The sequence below is a fragment of the Actinomadura sp. 7K534 genome (assembly GCF_004348575.1).
GTDB classification, from domain to species: Bacteria; Actinomycetota; Actinomycetes; order Streptosporangiales; family Streptosporangiaceae; genus Spirillospora; species Spirillospora livida.
Genome location: NZ_SMKB01000128.1, coordinates 1 through 20,663 on the forward strand (window position 1 = coordinate 1; position 20,663 = coordinate 20,663).

Annotated in this window: 14 protein-coding genes and 1 pseudogene; 6 read left to right on the forward strand and 9 right to left on the reverse strand. The window is 73.0% G+C overall.

Annotated elements, in window-relative coordinates; translation table 11 throughout:
* The 8 genes from E1266_RS23085 to glf form a co-directional block, all read right to left on the reverse strand.
* The coding region (locus tag E1266_RS23085; RefSeq protein ID WP_243718750.1) for a hypothetical protein at positions 1-1,884 on the reverse strand (1,884 nt) is incomplete at its 3' end.
* A gap of 257 nt (positions 1,885-2,141) precedes the next feature.
* A complete protein-coding gene (locus E1266_RS23090) occupies positions 2,142-3,032 on the reverse strand; it encodes a class I SAM-dependent methyltransferase (protein ID WP_132050271.1) in 891 nt (296 codons plus the stop codon).
* A 43-nt stretch (positions 3,033-3,075) separates the two neighbouring features.
* Positions 3,076-4,137, reverse strand: a complete 1,062-nt coding sequence (locus E1266_RS23095; protein ID WP_207945868.1) for a class I SAM-dependent methyltransferase — start codon at positions 4,135-4,137, stop codon at positions 3,076-3,078.
* Between the two features lie 46 nt (positions 4,138-4,183).
* Positions 4,184-6,874, reverse strand: coding sequence for an HAD family hydrolase (locus E1266_RS23100; RefSeq protein ID WP_132050273.1), 2,691 nt, complete (start codon positions 6,872-6,874; stop codon positions 4,184-4,186).
* Between the two features lie 60 nt (positions 6,875-6,934).
* The gene (locus tag E1266_RS23105; protein WP_243718741.1) at positions 6,935-7,765 is read right to left on the reverse strand and encodes an ABC transporter ATP-binding protein; all 831 of its coding nucleotides are present in this window, start codon (positions 7,763-7,765) and stop codon (positions 6,935-6,937) included.
* A gap of 3 nt (positions 7,766-7,768) precedes the next feature.
* Positions 7,769-8,638: an ABC transporter permease gene (locus tag E1266_RS23110; RefSeq protein ID WP_132050275.1), complete on the reverse strand. Its 870-nt coding sequence runs from the start codon at positions 8,636-8,638 to the stop codon at positions 7,769-7,771.
* Positions 8,635-10,725: a glycosyltransferase gene (locus E1266_RS23115; protein ID WP_243718743.1), complete on the reverse strand. Its 2,091-nt coding sequence runs from the start codon at positions 10,723-10,725 to the stop codon at positions 8,635-8,637. Before E1266_RS23115 ends, E1266_RS23110 begins: the two co-directional genes overlap by 4 nt.
* Complete coding sequence (glf, locus tag E1266_RS23120; RefSeq protein ID WP_243718745.1) at positions 10,722-11,891, reverse strand: UDP-galactopyranose mutase; 1,170 nt, start codon at positions 11,889-11,891, stop codon at positions 10,722-10,724. Before glf ends, E1266_RS23115 begins: the two co-directional genes overlap by 4 nt.
* Before the next feature lie 137 nt (positions 11,892-12,028).
* On the opposite strand from glf, the gene E1266_RS23125 reads away from it, so the two are divergent.
* The 4 genes from E1266_RS23125 to E1266_RS23135 are packed head-to-tail and all read left to right on the forward strand — an operon-like array spanning position 12,029 to position 17,089.
* Positions 12,029-13,354, forward strand: a complete 1,326-nt coding sequence (locus E1266_RS23125) for a hypothetical protein (protein WP_132050279.1) — start codon at positions 12,029-12,031, stop codon at positions 13,352-13,354.
* Positions 13,351-14,556 (forward strand): hypothetical protein, encoded by a 1,206-nt coding sequence (locus tag E1266_RS39515; protein ID WP_243718747.1) that lies wholly within the window; start codon positions 13,351-13,353, stop codon positions 14,554-14,556. Before E1266_RS23125 ends, E1266_RS39515 begins: the two co-directional genes overlap by 4 nt.
* Positions 14,553-15,509 (forward strand): glycosyltransferase, encoded by a 957-nt coding sequence (locus tag E1266_RS23130; protein ID WP_243718748.1) that lies wholly within the window; start codon positions 14,553-14,555, stop codon positions 15,507-15,509. The genes E1266_RS39515 and E1266_RS23130 overlap by 4 nt, the downstream gene beginning before the upstream one ends.
* Positions 15,506-17,089, forward strand: a complete 1,584-nt coding sequence (locus tag E1266_RS23135; protein WP_132050283.1) for a glycosyltransferase family 39 protein — start codon at positions 15,506-15,508, stop codon at positions 17,087-17,089. The genes E1266_RS23130 and E1266_RS23135 overlap by 4 nt, the downstream gene beginning before the upstream one ends.
* Here E1266_RS23135 and E1266_RS23140 read toward each other — a convergent pair.
* Positions 17,071-18,546, reverse strand: coding sequence for a family 43 glycosylhydrolase (locus E1266_RS23140; protein WP_165966177.1), 1,476 nt, complete (start codon positions 18,544-18,546; stop codon positions 17,071-17,073). The two genes, E1266_RS23135 and E1266_RS23140, sit on opposite strands and share 19 nt — an antisense overlap.
* Before the next feature lie 115 nt (positions 18,547-18,661).
* On the opposite strand from E1266_RS23140, the gene E1266_RS23145 reads away from it, so the two are divergent.
* Together E1266_RS23145 and E1266_RS23150 are read left to right on the forward strand one after the other, a co-directional pair.
* Positions 18,662-20,158 carry a sulfatase gene (locus E1266_RS23145; RefSeq protein ID WP_165966178.1) on the forward strand — a complete coding sequence of 499 codons (1,497 nt, stop codon included), beginning with the start codon at positions 18,662-18,664 and terminating at the stop codon, positions 20,156-20,158.
* Between the two features lie 92 nt (positions 20,159-20,250).
* Positions 20,251-20,663, forward strand: a pseudogene (locus E1266_RS23150) (hypothetical protein); the annotation flags it as partial.

A 20,663-nucleotide genomic window follows, 5' to 3' on the forward strand; every position in this document is an offset into this window, starting at 1 on the left:
GTCCAGGGGCTCTTGGTCTTGGCGTTCTTGTTCGCGGAGGTATTCCTCGAATTCCATCGAGTGGGCCGTCGGCAGGGTGATGATGCCGGGGTTGGCGTCTACGAGGAGGGTGCGGCGGCCCGTGGCGCCGGAGTGGGTGAAGACCATGGCGGTCGGGGGGAGTTCCTGGAGTTGCGGGGGTTCTACCAGGAGTTCGCGGAAGCGTTGCTTGGACGGGGTGTCACGGGGGCGGCCGGCCTTGACCGTGCGGCCCCAGGCGGTCGCGGAGCTGATGCCCTCGACCAGGACCGAGTCGTCCGCGGCCGGGGCCGGGAGCGGGGACCAGACCGGGTCCGTCAGGCCGTCGCCTCGGGGGCGGGCGTAGGCGACCGTGCTGGCGTAGGTCTCCCCCGCTACGTCGAAGAGGGTCTCGCCGGCGGAGTCGGTGATCTCGGCGACCAGGAGCGGCTGGTCGGCGCCGATGTGTTCGGCGGCCACGCGGGCGTCCTCCGGGTTGCCCAACCGCATGAAGCCCACGGCGGCGTGACCGCGGCGGCCCAGGCGTTCGCGGACGTGGTGCGGAATCGACCGGTACATCAGGACGAGGCCGGTTCCGGTGGCCTCGCAGGCGTCTATGAGGCGGTCGAGTACGTCGCCGCGGAGTTTTTCGGAGCCGCAGAGGAAAAGGGTGTGGTCCCAGCGGCCGCCGGGTGGGGATTCCCGGATTCGGTGGGTCAGCGCCGTTGTCACATAGGTGCCGAGGATGCGGTTGGTGAGGACGCCGGCGCGGCGGTCCATAGAGACGACGTGCAGGCGGGATGGGGGGAGACGGACTGGTTCGGTTGCCAGTTTTTCGAGTTTGCGTAGCTGTGCTTCCAGGGCCCAGGCGCGGCGGACGACGATGCGGTCCGTGGCGTCGCGGCCGAACAGGGTGGCGATGCGTTCGACCTGCTCGTCGGTGAGGAGGCCGCGGCGGAGGTCGTCGCGGGGGTCGCCCACCTGGGCCAAGACGCGCAGTGCCGCGGTGATCCGCGGGATCGTCGTCTCGGGGCCCAGAACCTCGATCAGCCGTTCCAGGATCGAGTTGTCGAAGGAGAGGTCGCGGGTGCCGCCCTCCTCCTCGCCCGCGCTGACGACCAGGGAGAGCACGTCGGCCAGGGCTTCCGGGCTGAGGCCGCGGGTGACGTCCAGGCGGGGCAGGTCGGCCGGGAGCACCCAGACGAGGGGATCGTCGCCCCGGTCGGCGGCCAGGCGCAGGAGGTCGTGGGCGACCGCGCCCTCGGACAGGTCGATGACGGTGAGGCGGGCCCCTACGGCGAGACGGGCCGCGCCCATGGTGGTGACGGCCGCGGACCAGCCGGCCAGGGTGCCGCCGACGACGTCCACCCGGTCGACCCCGGGCGGGACGGAGACCGGGTACCACTCCCGCTGGCCCTCGTACGCCGACTGGCGGCGCTCCCACTCCGTCCTGGCCTTGGCGTACGCCTTCTCGGCCGCGTCGCGTTCGCGTTCGGCCTCGGCGCGCCTGCGCTCCTCCGCGTCCCGCTGGTGGGCGATCCTCTCGCGGACGGCCCGCTCGTCCCGCCACAGCGACCCGCCGGTGATGGCGATGATGACCGCGCAGGCCAGCAGCGCCACGCCGGCGAACGCCCACGGGAGGACGCCCGCCACGGCGCACAGGAGGAAGAGGACGACGCCGCCCAGGGCGCCGCCGAACACGATCCGCAGCGGCAGCGCCGCCATGTGCTCGCCCGGCTGCCGCACCGGCGGGGCCGCCGGGCCGGGTTCGGGCGGCGCCGGGCGGTCAGGGGGCGGCCCCGGGTCGGGGTGCACCTGCGCGTAGCGCCAGCCCACATAGACGCGGTCGGCCTGTGTGAGCCGCGCCATCGCGGACCCGCTCGCCATGTCCGTCACGTCGAGAGACCCCTGGGAGTCGCGGGAATGAAGGGAACGCCTGGGGGTTGCCGGGTTGGTGTCCTACACCGCACAGGGTAAAGACCTCGCCGCGTTCCTGCTCCTCGTTCGACGGAACAGGTCCCCGCATCACAGGCCGACCCCGCCAATTCGGTCACCAAGTCCACCTGCGGTAAAGATCGGGCACCCCGGCTCCAGTCCGTGACCGCATCCGGCCACCCCCTTCCGGCGTGTCCGGCCGCGCCGCCTCATCCGGCGGGAGGTGCCTTCACCGGCATGAAGTCGTCCAGCTCCATCATGGGGTGCGGGTACTTCCATTCGACACTGTCGAACGGGATGTGCATGCCTTCCGGCTGCCCGGCCAGGAAGTAGTTGCCGTCCCACCGGTTGGGGGCGGTCACGGGCGCGTCCGGCGGGAACTTGGCGCCGAGCGGCTCGTACTTCACCCCGGCGCCGAACACGGCGTGGACGGCGGCGTCCACGAAGTTGAGGCGCGCGATGTTCCCGCGCAGGTGCGTGCCCTTGATGGCGAGGCCGTGGACGCGGTCGCGGACGAAGAACAGCGCGCTCAGATCCCGGACCACCTGGTCGAACCGGTGCGCGCCGTCATGGTGGACCATCGTCCGTGCCCCCGGCTCGGCATCGAGGACGCGCGCCGCGTAGGTCGGCAGGTCGCCCTGGAACATGCGGACCCGGTTCATGGCGCGGGGAAAGGCGCGCCGCAGCCTCTCGTGGGTGAAGCGCAGGTAGGCGGCGTTGACGTCGACGAGGTCGAGTTCGAGCCCCATCGGCTCCACGCAGCCCCCGAGGATCATGGACGAGCCGCCCATGTAGACGCCGAGGTCGACGAGCCGGGTCAGCTCTCCGTGGCACTGCTCCACGCGGCGGAAGAGATCGAAGTAGTGGTGGGCGCTGCAGTGGTCCTCGTAGGCGAGGTCCATGCCCTCGATCCGGGCGGCGGTCCGGTCGAAGACCGTGTTCTTGCCGGCGAAGAGTTTCAGGTCGGCGCGGTGACCGCCCCGGATCCGCATGCCGAGGGCGCCGTGGAGGTCTTCGACGTCGGCCAGGGCGGGGTCCGGTTCGAGGAACGTCCCCCACGTGTCCTGGTGCATGGCCACGGTCGATACGTAGTCCGTCATTGGCAGATGCCCCTCTCAGAGATGCCACCGGGGATCGCGGACGTCATCGCAACGGCCCGGATCTTCCGCGGATGCGGGCCGACAGCGCCCGCCCCAGCTGCGACACGGCCTCGCCCAGATCCTGGCTCCGAACGGGCGCCGGCGGCGCCGCGCGGAGGCGTTCCAATTCCTGCCGCAGGGTCGCGTTGCCGGCCGTCGCACCGTCGAGCTCGGACTTCAGCCGGGCGATCTCCCGCTGCCGCGCGCCGACGGTCTCGGCGAGCCGGTCCGCGTCGTCCCTGCGGGCCGTGAGCTCGTACTGCAGTTGCAGGACGCGGGTGTAGAGCGCGATCCGGTTGTTCTCCATGGCCGCGAGGAGCCCGGAGGACGTGAGGGGCCGGAGCGCGTCGAAGATGTCCGCTGTGCCCGGTGCATCCGTCCGGGCGAGGACACCGAATCCGAACACGGCCGGGACGATCTCCAGCCGCCAGCCGCCGCCGGCCTCGTCCAGCGCGTCCTCCACGGCGGTGAGGACGCCGTTGCGCTCGCCGCCCGCGTGCGCGGCGAACGTGAAGGCGCCGTCGCCGACGAACCCGGCGGGTGTGACGTCGTCGTGCCAGACCGTCGGGCCGTCCGCGGTGTCCGGGTGCCGGTCCGCGGGCGGCAGCGGTGACGGCTGGTAGTAGAAGTCGCGGCGCCCGCACGGCCACAGCAGGTCGTTGAGGACGACCACCGCGCCGGGAGCGTGCTCCATGATCCACGCGAGTTCGGCGCGGACGACCGAGTAATTGTGGTCGCCGTCCAAAACGTAGAGGTCGCCCACCGGAAGTTCAGCGAGCACCGCGGGGGACGAACCTTCCACCAGGTTCAGCCTCGGGTCGCCGGCGAGGACGGCGCGCAGTTCCTCACCGGGGTCGGGTTCCACGCAGTGCACGGTCGCGCCCAGGTCGGCGTACAGGGAGCTGACCTGCCCGGACTCCACCCCAACCTCGATGACCGTGCCGATCTCCCGGCACCGGAAGATCGTTTCGAACAGCTCCCGGAAGACCGCCATCGAGTGCAGCAGCAGCGGCTGCTCCCGCGCGGCGCGGGCCTGCGCGTGCGGATCCGCGGGGGATCCGGTCACCGCGGCCCCTGACCGGTGTGCCGCCCGCCTCGTCCCGGACGCGGACTCATCGGGTGTCACCGATCTTCCTCCTGGCCACTCGTCCCGCACCGGCCGCGACGCCCTTGACGCCGGCCGACCGGTACTCCTCGCGGAGCCGCTCGGTGAGCCGCGCGGCCCGGGCGGACCGCTCGGCCCTCCGGTCGACCGGCATCCGCGGCGCCATGCCGGTCATCGACTGCGGGAGCATCGCGAACGCGACGGTGACCTGCCCGGACGACACCGCCGGCACCCCGGCGCGGCGGGCGAGCGGAAGCCACACCGCGGCGTAGAAGGTGTCGAACTCCATGAGGTTGCCGCCGAGGTAGCGGCAGTCCGCGTAGTGCAGGCCGACGAAGTCCTCCGGCTTGTCCCAGCGCAGCACGTGCTCGCGGTGGCGGCCGCCCGCGGTCACCCGGGCCTCGATCCAGTCGACCCGGACGATCGCGGGACGCCCGGGGATCGCCAGCGAGATGTCGACCGTGTCGTGGTGCTCGAACGCGAGCCTGGCGAACGACAGGCCGTTGTGGTTGATCCTGACGCGGCGGCGGACGGGCTCGTGCCACCGGTCGTCCGACGTCCGGTACCGCAGCCGCGTCTCGAACGGCTCGCCGGCCGGGTCGAACGCCTCCCGGTCGATGGCGCCGGCGGCGATGGCCCGCGTCATGGCGCCGAGGCCGGTGTCGGACGCCGCGATCAGCCCCGGCCAGAACGAGTCGCGCATGCCGAGGTCGTCGAGGTCGCCCGGGGACAGGTACGGGACGGCGGGCTCCAGGTCGGCGGGCAGCAGGGTCGTGACCTCGGAGGAGCCGAAATTGTCCTCGTGCGTCCAGTTGCCGAAGACGGCTGCCTCGTCGGGGGTGGGCGACTCCAGCGCGGCCACCAGGATCCGCGCGAGCCGCTCCCGGGCCGCCCGCGGGCGGGCGAGGTCGGGCCAGGCGCCGCCGGACGCCTCCACGTACCGGTTCCACGTGTGCTGGAACGCCAGGATGCCGTCCTGCACCGTGCGGCGCTCGGCGTTCTGGGACGGCGAGTCGGACGTCTCCGCCAGGACCGGGGCGCCGTCCTCGGTGAAGCCGACGAGCGACCCGCACAGCGCGTTGACGCACTGCTCCACGATCTCGGGGCTGCGGGTCACCGTGCCCGCGACGTGCGCGGGATGCCCGGCCTGCGCCAGGTACCCCTCGGCGCGCAGCCCGGCCATGTAGACCCGCTCGGCGCGGTCGTCGGTGGCCAGGTACAGCCCGGACACCCGGACGTCGATGCGCGCGATGTGCAGGGCGCGGGCGAGCAGCCGCTGGATCGTGCCGCCCCAGCCGAGGTCGACCAGCGTGAGCTCCCCGCCGGCCGGTCCGCCCTCCGCCGCCCCGTCCAGCGCGCCCGCGTCCCGCAGCGACCTGATCAGGCGTTCCCGGACGGCGGTGACCGTCACCGCGAGCCGGTTGCACAGGTGCGGCGTCTCGGTGAGGGCGCGGGCGACGCGGTCGGCGATGTCGCCGTTGTCGATGACGGTGTCCAGCTCGGCCGCGAGTCCGGGCACGTCGCCCGGCTGGAGCCCCAGGACCGCCAGCGCCTGCCGGACGGTCAGCCGGTACCCGGTGCGGATGAAGGCGTGCACCGCGTCGGTGTCGTACGGGTCGAGACCGGCCAGCGACGTCACGAACCGCGACAGCCAGACCGGCTTCGCCTCGACGTCCCAGCCGCGGGCCCGCGCCGCCTCGTTGATCAGCCGGGACAGCAGCTCGCCCTCGCGCATCGAGCACCACAGCCGGCGGGTCCCGGCCTCGTGCGCCTTCCAGGCCGCCCACTCGGCGAAGCCGGTCAGCACCGGGCCGAGGACGCCCGCGCCGTACCGGTACGCGACGTCCAGCGCCGAGGTGCTGAACGGGACGCCCGCGTGGACGGCCTTCGCGCGCAGGCTGGTGAGGCCGAAGTCGCCGTCGCGCTCGTCCAGGCCGGGGGCGTGGTCGCCGAGGGCCTCGACCGGCTCCTTCTCGCGTTCGAGCACCTCCAGGTACGGCTCGTCCAGCCGGCGGTAGTGGACGGTGCGGACGCCCAGCCTGGCCGGTACCTCGTGGTCGGCGATCTCGTGGTCGCCGATGTGGACGATCTGCTCCGGGCTGCGGCCCAGGTCGCGCAGCACGATCTCCCAGAGCCCGGACGCCTTGTCGGTGCCGTGCTGGTTCGACCGGAAGATCCGGACGCCCTCCATCGGCCCCAGCTCCGGGCGGTCGAGCAGCCGCGCGAGCTGCTCCTCGGTGAAGTAGGTGTCGGACACCAGGACCACCGGGACGTCCTGCTTCCGGGCGGCCTGCACGACCTCGGCGACGTCCAGGTCCACGACGGTCAGCTCGCGTTCGAGGCCCACCTCGGCCTCGACGAGCCGCTCCAGCGGCGCGGCCCCGAACACCCCGTCCGGCATGGCGCGCCAGATGTCGAAGAGGGAGACCTCGGTGCCGAGCGCGTCGCGGCTGCTGCGGGCGTCGCGCTCGGCGGCGATCCGCATCCGGCGCAGGGTCGCGTCCGTCACCCACGGCGGGCTCAGCCCCGCGTCCCGCAACCGGGAGGCGAGCAGGGCGAACGTGTCCGTGGGACGCGGCACCCGGCGCCACAGGACGGTGTCGAAGATGTCGAGGGACAGCACCGAGCACGTCCGGTCGGCGATGATGCGGTGGACGTTGTCGAGCAACGGGTATCCGGTCTCCTGCTTGGTCAACACCGCGCCTCTCCCCTGTTCCTGCACGTGCGGCCGCGGCCCCCGGCCGCGGCTCGGGTCACCCTATCCACGGCCCTCGCCCCTCGCGGCGGGCGCGGAGGCGGGCCCGGAGGCGGGGGCCGCGGCGCCCCTCTCCGGGCCCGCCGTACGGCCTGCCGCGCGGCGGGCGGCGCGGTCCTCGCGCACCAGCCGGGCGGCCCCCTCCGTGTCCCCGTCGAAGATCAGCCGGCCCTGCCGCATGGTGACGCCCCGGTCGCAGAGCCCGACGAGCATGCGGATGTCGTGGGCGACGACGACCATCGTGCGGCCCTCGCCGCGCAGCTCGCGGATGCGGTCCAGGCACTTCTCGCGGAACGGCGGGTCGCCGACGGCGAGGGCCTCGTCGATCAGGAAGACGTCCGGCTCGGTGTGCGCCGCGATCGAGAACGCCAGCCGCATGAACATGCCGGACGAGTAGAACTTCACCTGGTCGTCCAGGAAGCGCTCGACCCCGGAGAAGTCGACGATCGCGTCGAACTTCCGCTCGATCTCCGTCCGGGACATGCCGAGGATCGCGCCGTTGAGGAAGACGTTCTCCCGGCCGGTCAGCTCGGGGTGCAGCCCGGCGCCCACGTCGATCAGCCCGGCGACGCGGCCCCGGACGCGCACCGACCCCTCGTCCGGCTGCATGACCCCGGAGATGAGCTTGAGCAGCGTGCTCTTGCCGGAGCCGTTGAGGCCCATCAGCGCGACGGTCTCGCCCTGGTGGACGGTGAGGCTCACCTCGTCCAGGGCCCGGAACCGGTCGGAGAGGCTCTGCCCGCGGAACGCGCGGACGCTCATCTCCTTGATCGAGCGCGCGTGGCGCAGCGTGAAGTTCTTCGTGACGCGGTCGATGACGATGGAGGGGGTCAACGGCTACAGCTCCTGTGCGAAACGCTTCTGCATGCGCCCGAACGCCGCGTGGCCCGCGGCGAACACGAGCACGCTGACCGCCAGGGAGGCGCCCGCGCGGGCGTACAGGTCGGGCGGGAACGCGAAGTCCCCGCCGGCTCCGGGCTGCCAGAACGCCTTCTGGAACAGGGACACGGCGCTGACGAGCGGGTTCGCGAGGTACACGTCCAGGACCCAGCCGGGCGCCTGCGCCTGGACGTGCGTCCACGGATAGATCATCGGCACCGACCAGGTGACGACGATCATCAGGATGTCCACGGCCTGCTCCAGGTCGCGGAAGAGGACGTTGACGGCCGCGCACAGCAGGCCGATGCCGAAGCCGAGCACGGCGACGATCGCGAACCCGAGCGCGGCCGCGCCGAACGCCTCCGGCGACGGGCGCCACCCGGCGGCCACGGCCGCGCCCAGCAGGATCGTCAGGCCCGGCAGGAAGTGGACCAGCGACACGAGCACCGACGCCGTAGGGAACAACTCCCGCGGCAGGAAGACCTTGCGCACGAGCGGCGCGTTGCCGGTCACCGAACGCGTCGTCGAGTGCAGCGTCTCGGTGAACAGGTGGACCAGGACCATCCCGGAGAACAGGTAGATCGGGAAGTCCTCGATCTGGCGGTCCATGCCGAGGAAGACGCCGATGACGAAGAAGTAGACGGAGAAGTGCACCGCGGGCCGCACGTAGGACCAGCCGAGCCCCAGCAGCGACCCCTTGTAGCGGGCCCGCAGCTCCCGCCGCACCAGCAGGCGCAGCAGGTACTTGTTCTGGAGCGTCCGGCGGAGGCCGCCGTCGCCGCCGGGCGCGCGGAGTCCGTCGTCCGCGCTGACGGGCGTGACGGTCATGCCCGTTCGCCCTCCGCGTCCCCGGTGCTCGCGGTGTCCCCGGTGTCTCCGGTGCTCGCGGCGGCCTGGAACGTCGTGCGCCACGCCTCCGGCGCGGCCAGCTCCGCCATGGCCGCCCGGTACCGGCCGCTCAGCTCCGGCCACTCCCGGCTGAGCCGCGCGTGCAGCAGCGACGTCCGGGCGAGGATCCGCCTGAAGCGCTCCGGGTCGCGCTGGTACCAGGCGACCTTCGTCCCGTCGGCCGAGGAGACGAGCGCGCTGTCGACCTGCGACAGCAGGCTCCAGTGCCGGTCGATGTGCGGCACGACCGCCTGCGGGTTCGCGCGGGCGCCGGGGTCGACGGGACGCAGCTGCTTGATGGTGCCGCGCATCGCGCTGGCGAGGACGTTGACCGTGCCGCGCGGCGGCTTGAACCCGCGTCCCCGCCTGGGCGGCCTGGTCGCGCGGACCTGCGGGAACTCCTCGTGGCTGCCGCGGTTGCGGGCGTCGGGGAACGCGGCCCGGAACGCCATGATCTCGGACAGCTTCGTGGCGATCCCGGCGTGCATGTGCTCCGGCCCGCTCAGCACGTCCTCGATCGCCGACAGCATCAGCTCGGCGGTCGAGTACTGCATGGCCAGCGCGTGCTTGACCGAGATGATGTAGCTCTCCTTGACGAGGTTGCCGCCCCGCTCGTACGGCGAGTGCATCAGCGCGGTGACGAGCCGGTTGCGCTCGTGGAAGTACGCCTGCCAGTCGATGCCGTCGTCCTTGTCCTGCCATGGGACGTGCCACGCCGCCATGCCGGGCAGCGACACGGTCGGGAAGCCCGCCCCGCCCGCGCGGACGCAGTACTCGGCGTCGTCCCACTTGATGAACATCGGCATGGACAGGCCGACCTTGCGCACCACGTCGACGGGGATGAGGCACATCCACCAGCCGTTGTAGTCGACGTCCACCCGGCGGTGCAGCCACTTCGTCTGGCGCAGGCTCCCCGAGCTGGTCTTCGCGCGGGGGTTCAGGCTCGGCGGGACGGCGAAGTCGTGCTCCCGCTTGGTGTGCGGAGCCTCCTCCCACCACCAGCGGTACCGGCCGATGGTCTCGCCGTAGGCGTGCAGCTGGGACCGGGCGAACAGGTTGAACATGTGCCCGCCCACGATCGTGGGGGTGCGGGCGAAGTCCGCGAAGGCGACCGCGCGCAGGACGCCCTCGGTCTCGGTGACGACGTCGTCGTCGAGGAGCAGGACGTAGTCGCTCCTGCCCGCCTGCAGCGTCTCGTCCATCGCCCGGGAGAAGCCGCCGGAGCCGCCGAGGTTGCCCTGCTCGATCAGCCGGAGCCGCGGCCCGAGCTCGGACTCGGCGCGCCCGAACCTCCCGTCGTCGCGGACGCGCTGCGTGCCCTGGTCGACGACGTAGATGTCGTCCACGATGTCGAGCACCTCGGGAGCGCGGGCGAGCGCCAGGAGCTGGTCGACGCAGAACTCCGGCCGGTTGAACGTGGTGATGCCGAGGCTGACCCGGCCCTGCCTGATGCCTTCGGCCGCGCTCCCGCCGGCGCACCAGTCCGCGCGCTCCAAGACGGCCTCGGTCTCGCCCGCGAGGACGTCCATCCAGTACCAGCCGCCGTCGATGAACGGGCTCAGCGTCAGCCGGAACGTCTCCTCGCGGGACGTGGCCGAGTCGATCCGCACGGAGCCGACGCGCTGGGCGTGGCCCTTCGCGCTGGACCGGTAGACGATGACGGTGGCCTGGCCGCGCGCCCGGACCCGCAGGACCACCTCGTCCACCGACGTCCAGCGGCGCCAGTAGCTGGCCGGGAACGCGTTGAAGTAGGTGGCGAAGGAGACGCGGCGGCCGACCGGCACGACGACGCTGCGGCGGCCGACGTCCTCGGCAAGCCCGGCGAGGAGCTCCGCCTCGACGGCGGTCTCCGCGGCGATCGCCTCGGCGCCGCGGGCGATCTCGCCCTCGACGTAGAGCTTGAGGACGTCGAGGTCGCGGTCCACGGGCATCACGACCCGCTGGAGGACGCGCAGCTCCCCGCGCCCGTCCCCGCGCTCGCCCCCGGGCTCGTCCGGGGCGGGTCCGCTCTCGTCGGGTCGGCTCACTCGTCCACACCTCCGCTTGTTTGACGCGAGACCCCGGCGAAATGGGGACGCAGCTTGTTGTCGAACATGCTGAGCGCGCTCGCGATCGCCATGTGCATGTCGAGGTACCGGTAGGTGCCGAGCCGCCCGCCGAAGAGCACGCCGTCCTCCCGGGCGGCCAGGTCGCGGTAGGCGAGCAGGCGGGCGCGGTCGGCGGCGGTGTTGACCGGGTAGTACGGCTCGTCGTCGCGCGCGGCGGCCCGCGAGTACTCCCGCATGATGACCGTCCGGTCCGGCGGGTAGTGGTCGCGCTCGGGATGGAAGTGCCGGAACTCGTGGATGCGGGTGTAGGGGACGTCCTCGTCGGCGTAGTTCATCACCGGCGTGCCCTGGAAGTCGCCCGTGGGCTTGACCTCCATCTCGAAGTCCAGCGTGCGCCACCCCAGCTCGCCCTCGGCGTAGTCGAAGTAGCGGTCCAGCGGCCCGGTGTAGACGACGGGGACGCTGCCGACGGCGTCGTCGCGCAGGTCGAAGAAGTCGGTGCCGAGCCGGACCTCGATGCGCGGATGGTCGGCCATCCGCTCCAGCCAGGCGGTGTAGCCGTCGACCGGAAGGCCCTCGTAGGTGTCGTTGAAGTACCGGTTGTCGAAGGTGTAGCGGACGGGCAGCCGGGTGATGACCTCGGCCGGCAGCTCCCGCGGATCGGTCTGCCACTGCTTCGCGGTGTACCCGCGGATGAACGCCTCGTACAGCGGCCGGCCGATCAGCGAGATCGCCTTCTCCTCCAGGTTGGCCGGCGCGGTGACCTCGGCGGCCTGCCCGGCGATCAGCGCCCGCGCCTCGTCGGGGGTGAAGGCCCGGCCGAAGAACTCGCAGATGGTGCCGAGGTTGATCGGCATCGAGTAGACGCGGTTCTTGAACGTGGAGTACACCCGGTGCCGGTACCCGGTGAAGGCGGTGAAGCGGTTCGCGTACTCCCACACCCGCTCGTTCGAGGTGTGGAACAGGTGCGCGCCGTACCGGTGGACCTCGATGCCCGTCTCCGGCTCGGCCTCGCTGTAGGCGTTGCCGCCGATGTGGCCGCGCCGGTCGAGCACCAGCACGCGCAGGCCGAGTTCGGCCGCGCACCGTTCGGCGACCGTGAGCCCGAAGAATCCGGCGCCGGCCACCACGAGATCGACATTCACTGGACGGCGACCATCCATCCGTGCGGGGGAGCGAACGACCGGGGCGCGCGGGGGAACACCGACCGGTCCAGGTGTCTGGAATGCGGATAAGATACCCGGCGTTCGTTCGGTACCGGCGGAGGAATCCAAGGTTCGCGGTGGCCCCACCCACTCCCGGCGGCGCGGCGCCGAGTGCGCGGCCCGCGGTCTTCCTGCACGTCGGGGCCGCGAAGAGCGGTACGACGTTCCTGCAGCACGTCCTGTGGCACAACCGGCAGCGGTTGCGCGAGCGGGGCGTCCTCTACCCGGGTACGGACTTCGCCTCCCATGTCAGGGCCGCCTTCGACCTGCGGCGGACGTTCTTCCCCGGTGCGTCGGACCCGCGGATCCGCGGGGCGTGGCGGGCGCTCGTCGACGAGGCCCGCGACTTCGCCGGAAACGTGATCATCTCGCAGGAGCTGTTCGCGCCCGCCCGGCCCGCCTACGTCCGGGAGGCGCTCGCCGACCTGGACTTCGCCGACGTGCACGTGGTCTTCACCGTGCGCGACCTCGGGCGCCAGATCCCGGCGCACTGGCAGGAGGACGTCAAGAACCGGTTCACCAGCTCGTTCGAGGAGTTCGTGACGGCCCTGCGGCGGCGGGACTGGCGCACGTTCGAGAGCGCGCGGCTGTTCTGGGGGCTGCAGGACCCCGTCGCGGTCCTCGGCCGCTGGGGCGCCGGCCTGCCGCCCGAACGCGTCCACGTCGTGACGCTGCCGCGTCCGGGCGCCCCGCACGACCTGCTCTGGCGGCGCTTCTGCGCCGCCACCGGCCTCGTCCCGGACGACTACGACCTGTCCCGGACGTTCGCCAACCAGTCGCTCGGCCTGGCCGAGACCCAGTTCCTGCTGAGGATCAACCACGCCCTCGGCGAGCGCGTCGGCTGGCACCAGTACAACGAGGACGTCAAGCTGTTCCTCGCGCAGCAGGTGCTGGCGGCGCGGACGTCCGCCACGCGGACCGAGCTGCCCGCCGAGCACGTCCCGTGGGCGACCGAGCGGTCCATCGAGACCGTCGAGGCGCTGCGCGCGGCCGGTTACGACGTGGTGGGCGACCTGTACGAGCTGATGCCCCTGCCCGCCTCCGGCCCCGCGGTCGGGCGGGCGACCGCGCCGCCTCCCGACGAGCCGCGCTGGCCCGAGATGGCCGATGCCGGCATAGACGCCATCGCGGCGCTACTGGAGCGCGTCCGGCAGCAGGAGGAACGCGCCGGATCGCAGCCGGGCGCGCGGACGCCGGTCGGTGACCAGCTGGACATGCTCCGGCAGGACTCCAGCGACCTGCTGGACACCACGGACCGGCTCGCGCACGACGCCGCCCCCCTCGTCCGGCGGGCGGTGCAGAGCGCGAGCGACCGGTATCCCGCGGCGCGGCGCCTGCGCGGCGCCTACCGGAGGATTCAGAACAGGGCGGAACGGTCCGACGCAGAGACGAGAACGAGATGAGCTCCCCCATGGACCAGCGGCCGGTGAAGTCGGTCTACCTGCACGTCGGGGCGCCCGCGGCCGGGACGTCCTTCCTGCCCCGGGCCCTGTGGGCGAACCGGCGGCGGCTCGGCGACGCCGGCGTCTGCTACCCGCTGGCGGGGCCGCAGGAGCACTTCGCGGCCGTCATGGACCTGCGCGAGATGAGCTGGGGCGGCCGGCGCGAACCGGACTGGGACGGCGCGTGGGACCGGGTCGTCCAGCGGATCCGCGAGTGGGACGGCCGCGCGGCCGTCCTCTCCCAGGGCCTGCTGGCCGGAGCGACCGAGCAGCAGGTGGCGCGGGTCGTGGCGGCGCTGGAGCCCGCCGAGGTCCACGTGGTGTTCGCGACCCACGACCTGGGCCGGCAGCTGATCCTGGACTGGCAGGAGCAGCTCAGGCACGCCCACACGGTCACGTTCGAGCGGTTCGTCGACGACCTCGTCGCCCGCGGCATCGACGCGCCGGAGCCGTTCGGGGAGATGTTCTGGGGGCTGCACGATCCGGTGCGCGTCCTGGGGACGTGGGCTTCGGCCGTGCCCAAGGAGCGGATCCACGTCCTCACCCTGCCGCCACCGGACGGGAGCCCCCGCGTGCTGTGGGACCGCTTCCGCGGCCTGACCGGCATCGGCGCCGCGGTGTGCGACATCGAGGGCATCCCGGCTGGCGGGCCGCTGTCGGCGGTCGAGGCGGAACTGCTCCGCCGCCTCAACGAGCGGATCGGCCCGGCGCTGCGCCGCGACTACGAGCGGATGGTCCGCGAGCACCTCACCGGCTACGGGCCGGATGGGTCCGGCGGTGCGGCCGGCCGTACACGGATGGGCCTTCCCGCGCGTCATAACGAATGGGCGGCGAAGCGGACCCGGGAACTGGCCGAGTCCCTGCGCGCCTCCGGATACGACGTGGCCGGCGACCTCGACGAGCTGGCGTCCGCGCCGGATCCGGGGCCCTTCATGCTCCCCGGGGACGTCCCCGAGGAGCTGATCGCGACCGCGTCCGTCGGTGTCGTGGCGCACCTGCTGGAGGAGCTGACGTTGGCGCACGAACGCATCGGGCTCGCCCACCTGCAGAGCGAGATGGCCGGCGTCCAGGAGAACCTGCGGCGGCTGCTGGAGGCGGCCGCGGCGCCGTCCCCGCCGCTCCAGCGCGCCGCCCGCCGCGCCGCCGGGAAGCGCAACCCGTGACCCCGGGCCCGGCAGGGCGCGGCGGCGCACGCGTCGCGGCCGTGGTGGTCACCTACAACCGGCGCGACCTCCTGACCGAGGCGCTGACCGCGCTGCGGGCGCAGACCCGCGTCCCCGACCGGGTGGTCGTCATCGACAACGCGTCCTCGGACGGCACCGCGGAGGCGGTCGCGGGCCGTTTCCCAGAGGCGGACCTGCTGACGCTGCCCCGCAACGTGGGCGGAGCAGGGGGATTCGGCGCGGGCATCGCCCGTGCTTTGGACGGCGGCGCCGACCTGCTCTGGCTGCTGGACGACGACACCGTCCCCGAGCCCGGGGCCCTCGAAGCCCTGCTCGCCGCCAGGGAGCGGGCGACGACGGCGGACGAGGGTCCGCCCACGCTCGCCGCCAGCCGTGTCGTCTGGACGGACGGGCGCGACCACCCGATGAACACGCCGCGCCCGAAGCCCCGCGCGACGGCCGCCGAGACCCGCGTCGCCCGCGCCGCGGGCTGCGTGCCGATCCGCTCGGCGTCGTTCGTGTCCGTCCTGGTGGACGCGGCCGCGGTGCGCGAGCGCGGGCTCCCCGTCGCCGACTACTTCCTCTGGAACGACGACTTCGAGTTCACCACCCGGCTGCTGCGCGGCCGCCGCGGCGTGCTGTGCCCGGACAGCGTCGCGGTCCACAAGACCCGGGAGTTCGGCGGTACGGACGCCGACCCGGGCGACCGCTTCTTCTACGAGGTCCGCAACAAGATCTGGCTGTTCACGGGAAGCCCCGGGCTGGCTCCGGGGGAACGCGTCCTGTACGCGGGATCCACGCTGCGCCGCTGGGCCCGCACCTTCGCGGCGTCCTCGGACCGGGCGGTGCTCTTCCGGGCCATGGCCCGCGGTGTCGGGAAGGGCATCTCCGGACGGCCCAGGCCCACGGCGGCGCTGCTGCGCGAGGTCGGAGTCGAGGTCCCCCGGTTATGACGGCGACGCGGCGGGAGGCGGACGGGACCGGCTCAGCGGGAGCCGGCGCGCCAGGTAGGAGGCTCGCGCCGCGCCTTCTGGCCCGCCCGTGGGTTCTGCCGCTCGTCCCCGCCGCGCTGACGCTCGTCGTCACACTGATCAGCATCGGAACCCCGTCACTCTGGCTCGACGAGGCCGCCACGGTCACCATGACCACGCGCTCGTACGGCGACATGCTGCGCGTCTTCCACGACAAGGACCTCGTGCACGCCCTCTACTACGTGCTCATGAAGCCGTGGGTCGCGGTGTTCGGCACGGGCGAGGTCGCACTGCGGTTCCCGAGCGCGCTCGCGATGGCCGCCGCGGCGGCGGGCATCACGGTCATCGGCCGGAACAGGCTCGGGACCTCGGCGGGCCTCCTGGCCGGGTTCGCGTGGGCGGTGGGCGTCCAGACGACGAGGTGGGCGCAGGAGGGGCGCTCCTACGCGATGACCGCGGCGCTGGCGGTGCTGGCGACGTACCTGTTCGTCCGCGCGGTCGACGGTGACGAGCGGCACCGGTGGCGGTGGTTCGCGGCCTACGCTCCCGCCGTCGCGCTGCTGGGCCTGATGCATCTGCACGGCGTCCTGCTGGTGGCGGCGCACGGCGTCACGCTGCTGCTGGCCCGGCCCGGGGCTCGGCCGGCGGCCGGTTGGCTGGCGGCCGCCGGAGCGGCGACGGCGCTGCTGCTGCCGTTCGCGCTGCTCGCCCGTGACCAGAAGGACCAGGTTCAGTGGCTCCCGGAGCCGTCCTGGAACGTGGTGTGGACACAGATGCAGTTCCTGTCCGGAGGACGTTCGCTCGTCGCGCCGGTGGCTGCGCTGGCGGTGATCGGCGTCGTGGCGGGCGACCGGGCGCAGCGCGCCGGAGCCGCCGGCTCCCGTCCCCGCGTCTCGCCCTCGCCGGCCGCCGTCGCGCTGCCGTGGCTCGTCGTGCCGGCCGTCCTGCTCCTCGGCTACTCCCTCGTCGGCGACCCGATCTTCTACTTCCGGTACACGACCTTCTGCCTGCCCGCCGTCGCGCTGCTCGTCGGGGCGGGCCTGGCCGGACTGCTCGCCGCGGGGCGGCGCCGCGCCGTCCGGGCGGCGGTCATGGCCGCGGCCATGGCGGCGCTCGTGGTCCCGTCCCTCGACGATCACGGCTACATCCGCGAGCGGGAGAGCCGGCCGGACGACACGCGCACGGCGGCCGAGGTGATCCGCGCGCACGCCCGCCAGGGGGACGCCATCGTCTACCTGGGGGGCGTCGTGCGGTGGAACGCCGCCGCCTACCCCGGCGTCTTCGGCCGCCTCCGCGACGTCAGCATGCGCGTTGACCCGGTGACCGCGGCCAATCTCGGCGGCCGCGACGTGTACCCCCGCAACCTGGCGCCGAAGCTCGCCGACGTGGACAGGGTGTGGGTGATGAACCATCGCGGCCTCGAACCGCACGGCCCCGTCGTCGAGCGGCGGAAGCGGGCGGTGCAGGACGGCGGCCCCTGGCGGAGGGCCGGGACCTGGGACTTCACGGGCGGCTGGCTCACCCTGTTCGAGCGGACCGGTCCCTACCGGAGTTCGAAGTAGTCGACCTCTCCCAGGCCGCCGCCCAGGCTCCGCAGGCCGAAGGTGTTCCAGCCCGCGGTCAGCTCGACCTCCGCCGCCGCGGACTGCCATCCGGCGCCCTTCGCGGCGGGCAGCCGCAGCGACGTCGCGGCACGGCCGTTCACCGACAGTTCGAGATCGGAGTCCTGCCCGGAGCGGTTGGCGTAGTGCGCGCTCAGCGAGTAGCGGCCGGCGGCGGGCGCGAACACGTGCACGTCCACCCGGCAGCCGGGGCGGACGAACGGGCCGACGGCGGCGCCGCCCGACGCGTGCCCCCGGGGTATCGCCGAAGCGCAGCCGTTCAGCCGCGTCCGCTCCGCCTCGTACCGGACCGGGACGCCCTGGACGGCGGGCCGCGCCCCGTCCCACCCGAGCCGGGCGACGTACATGCCGCGGGTCACCTGCGAACCGCCGTGGTAGTCGAGGATGCCGTGGAACACCAGGTGGTCGCCGCCCTCGCCGGCGAGGACGTCGGCGCTGCCCGGCCCCTCGATCTTCCGCCGGTACCCGCCGGTGGACTGCAGCGGCGCCGGGGCCTTCTCGTACGGCCCCTCGATCGACGACGCCACCGCGTAGCGAGTCTGGTAGTTCGGCTTGAAGTACCAGCCGGCCGAGTAGAACAGCACGTACTCGCCGCCCCGCCGCACGAGGTCCGGGGCCTCCACGAGGGCCGGCTCCCCCGGGCCGCGGCCCATGATCTGCTTCGGCGCCCCGGTCAGGCTCAGCCCGTCCGGGTTCAGCCTGACGAGGTGGATCGCCGCCGTGGCCCGGCCGTCGGTCTTGTAGAGCAGGTAACGGGTGCCGTCCTCCTCGATGTAGGACGCCGCGTCGATCGCGCCGCCCAGGTTCAGCGGGCACACCAGCGGCCCGCCCCGCAGCGGGATGAACGGTCCCGCCGGTGAGGACGCCGTGGCCGCGCCGATGCACTGGTGCTTGCTGTCCCTGCGGCGGGCGGAGAAGTAGAGGACGTACGAGCCGCTCCCCCCGCTCGGCGGGACGACCTCGGGCGCCCACGTCCACCCCTCGGTGGCCCATGCCGGGAGGTGGGCGAGGCCGTCGCCCCGCGCCAGCCGCCACGGCCCGGTCGGCGAGGCGGCCGTCGCGACCGGCATCGTGGCGTCCGCGTTGTTCGTGCCGTACGCGAAGTAGGTGCCGCCCGCCTTGATCACCGTGGGGTCGGCGAACGAGGTGGCGATCACCGGCTCGACGGGCGAGTAGCCGGGCGGGTCGATCGGCGCCGGCGCGCCCGCGGGACTCGGCAGCGGCGGCCCGGACGGCCGCGCGGACCCCTGCGCCGCCGCCGCGCCCGTCCCGCCCGGAGCCGGCCCGCACGAGACGGCGAGCCCGACGACCAGCGCCACCAGCGCGCTGATCGCGGCCCCGGTGACCAGCGGCGCCAGGGTCAGCAGCGTCCGCGAATGCCCGCCCGTACTCGTCATAGCACCCCGATCATGCCAATAACCGTCATCGGACGGCGAACGATCCCTCATACGCGAATCGCCCGGACGGTGGTTAGGCTTTGCCGGGACCGGCGGCACGGAGGAGAGGCGGACGTTGATCCGACATCGGCGGTTCGCGGCCGTCCTCTGCCTGGTCGCGGCCCTCGGGGCGAGCGGCTGCTTCCTCCAGCCGGGGGGACCGTCCGGCGCCGCTGAGCGGAGCCCGGCCCCGAAGAGGCCGAACATCGTGTTCGTCCTCACCGACGACCTCTCCTGGAACCTCGTCGCGCACATGCCCGAGGTCCTCCGGATGGAGCGGGACGGGCTCACCTTCCGCAACTTCATCGTGGCGGACTCGCTGTGCTGCACGTCCCGCGCCACGATCTTCACCGGCAGGTACCCGCACAACACGGGGGTCCGCACCAACTTCCCGCCCGACGGCGGCTTCCACGTCTTCAAGGAGAAGGGCAACGAGCAGGAGTCGTTCGCGCCGTACCTGGAGAAGGCCGGATACCGCACCGCGCTGCTCGGGAAGTACATGAACGGCTACCACCCGAACGACACCCAGGGCGGGACGGCGCCGTACGTCCCGCCGGGGTGGACCGAGTGGTACGTCGCCGGCAACGGCTACGGCGAGTACGACTACAACCTGAACGAGAACGGCCGCCTCGTCCGCTATGGGCGGAGGCCGCAGGACTACCTGACCGACGTCCTGGCGAACAAGGGCGTCGAGTTCATCAAGCGGGCCGCCGGGTCGTCGCAGCCGTTCTTCGTCGAGATCTCGACGTTCGCGCCGCACGGGCCGTTCGTCCCCGCGCCGCGGCACGCCGGGCTGTTCGGCGGGCTCAAGGCGCCGCGGGCGCCGTCGTTCAACGAGGCCGACCTCCGCGACAAGCCGTCGTGGCTGCGGTCGCGTCCGCGGCTGGGCCCGCCCGCGATCCGCCGCATCGACGAGGGCTACCGCGACCGCGTCCGCATGGTCCAGTCGGTGGACGAGATGGTCGGCCGGATCCGGACAACCCTGAAGGAGCTCGGCCGCGACCGCGACACCTACGTGGTCTTCGGCTCCGACAACGGCTTCCACATGGGAGAGCACAGGCTGGCCGGGGGCAAGATGACGCCGTACGACAGCGACGTCCGCGTCCCGTTCCTGGTCGTCGGCCCCGGTGTTCCCGCCGGCCACCAGGTCGGGCGGCCCGCGCAGAACACCGATCTGGCGCCGACGTTCCTGGACCTCGCCGGGCTGCGGCCGCCGCCGGCGACCGACGGCCGGTCGCTCGTGCCGTTCCTGCGCGGCGCCGCGCCGCCGGACTGGCGGCAGAGTGCGCTGATCGAGCACGTCAAGCCGCCCCCGTCCGCCGAGGACCCGGACCGCCAGGACTCCGCCCCCGGCGCCCCGACGACCTACAACGCGCTCCGCACGGACGAGCTGCTCTACGTGGAGTACGCGAACGGGGAACGCGAGTTCTACGACCGCACCCGCGACCCCCAGGAGATGAACAACATCGTGGGGACGCTGCCAGAGCAGCGGCGCCGGCACCTCTCCGACCTGCTGTACGCGCTGACCCACTGTTCGGGCGCGACCTGCGCCACCGCGGGCCGGAGTCGCTGAGCGGGTTCCGTCCCTTTATGCGCCGCTATCATCGCTGATTGACCGCGGATGCGCGGAGACACGTCCATATACCGGATGCTGGGAGAGCGGGTGTGACTGCAACCGGAAAGCCGGATGACGACCACGCGGTGGAGCGTCCCGAACCCGGGCAGCCGGCTCCGGCCCCTCCGCCGCCGCAGTGGCTGAGCGAACAGCCGTCGTCGCCCGCCTCGCTGCTTCCCGGCGACGATCCGGAGGAGGACGGCCCCGGAGAAGCCGGCACCGGCTCCGGGCAGGAAGCCCCGGAGGAGTCCTCTTCCCAGGGGGCCGCGACGGACGACTCCGAAACCCAGATGGTCGACCGCACCATCAGCGACCGCACCAGGGCCGACTCCGGTGAAGAGCCGTCGCACACGGTGGTCGTTCCCATGGCGACGTCGACCGACATCCCGGCGCCGCCGCCGTTCCCGTACACGCCGGAGGCACCCGAGGCCGCGTCGGCGCAGCCTCCCGCCCAGCCCCCCGC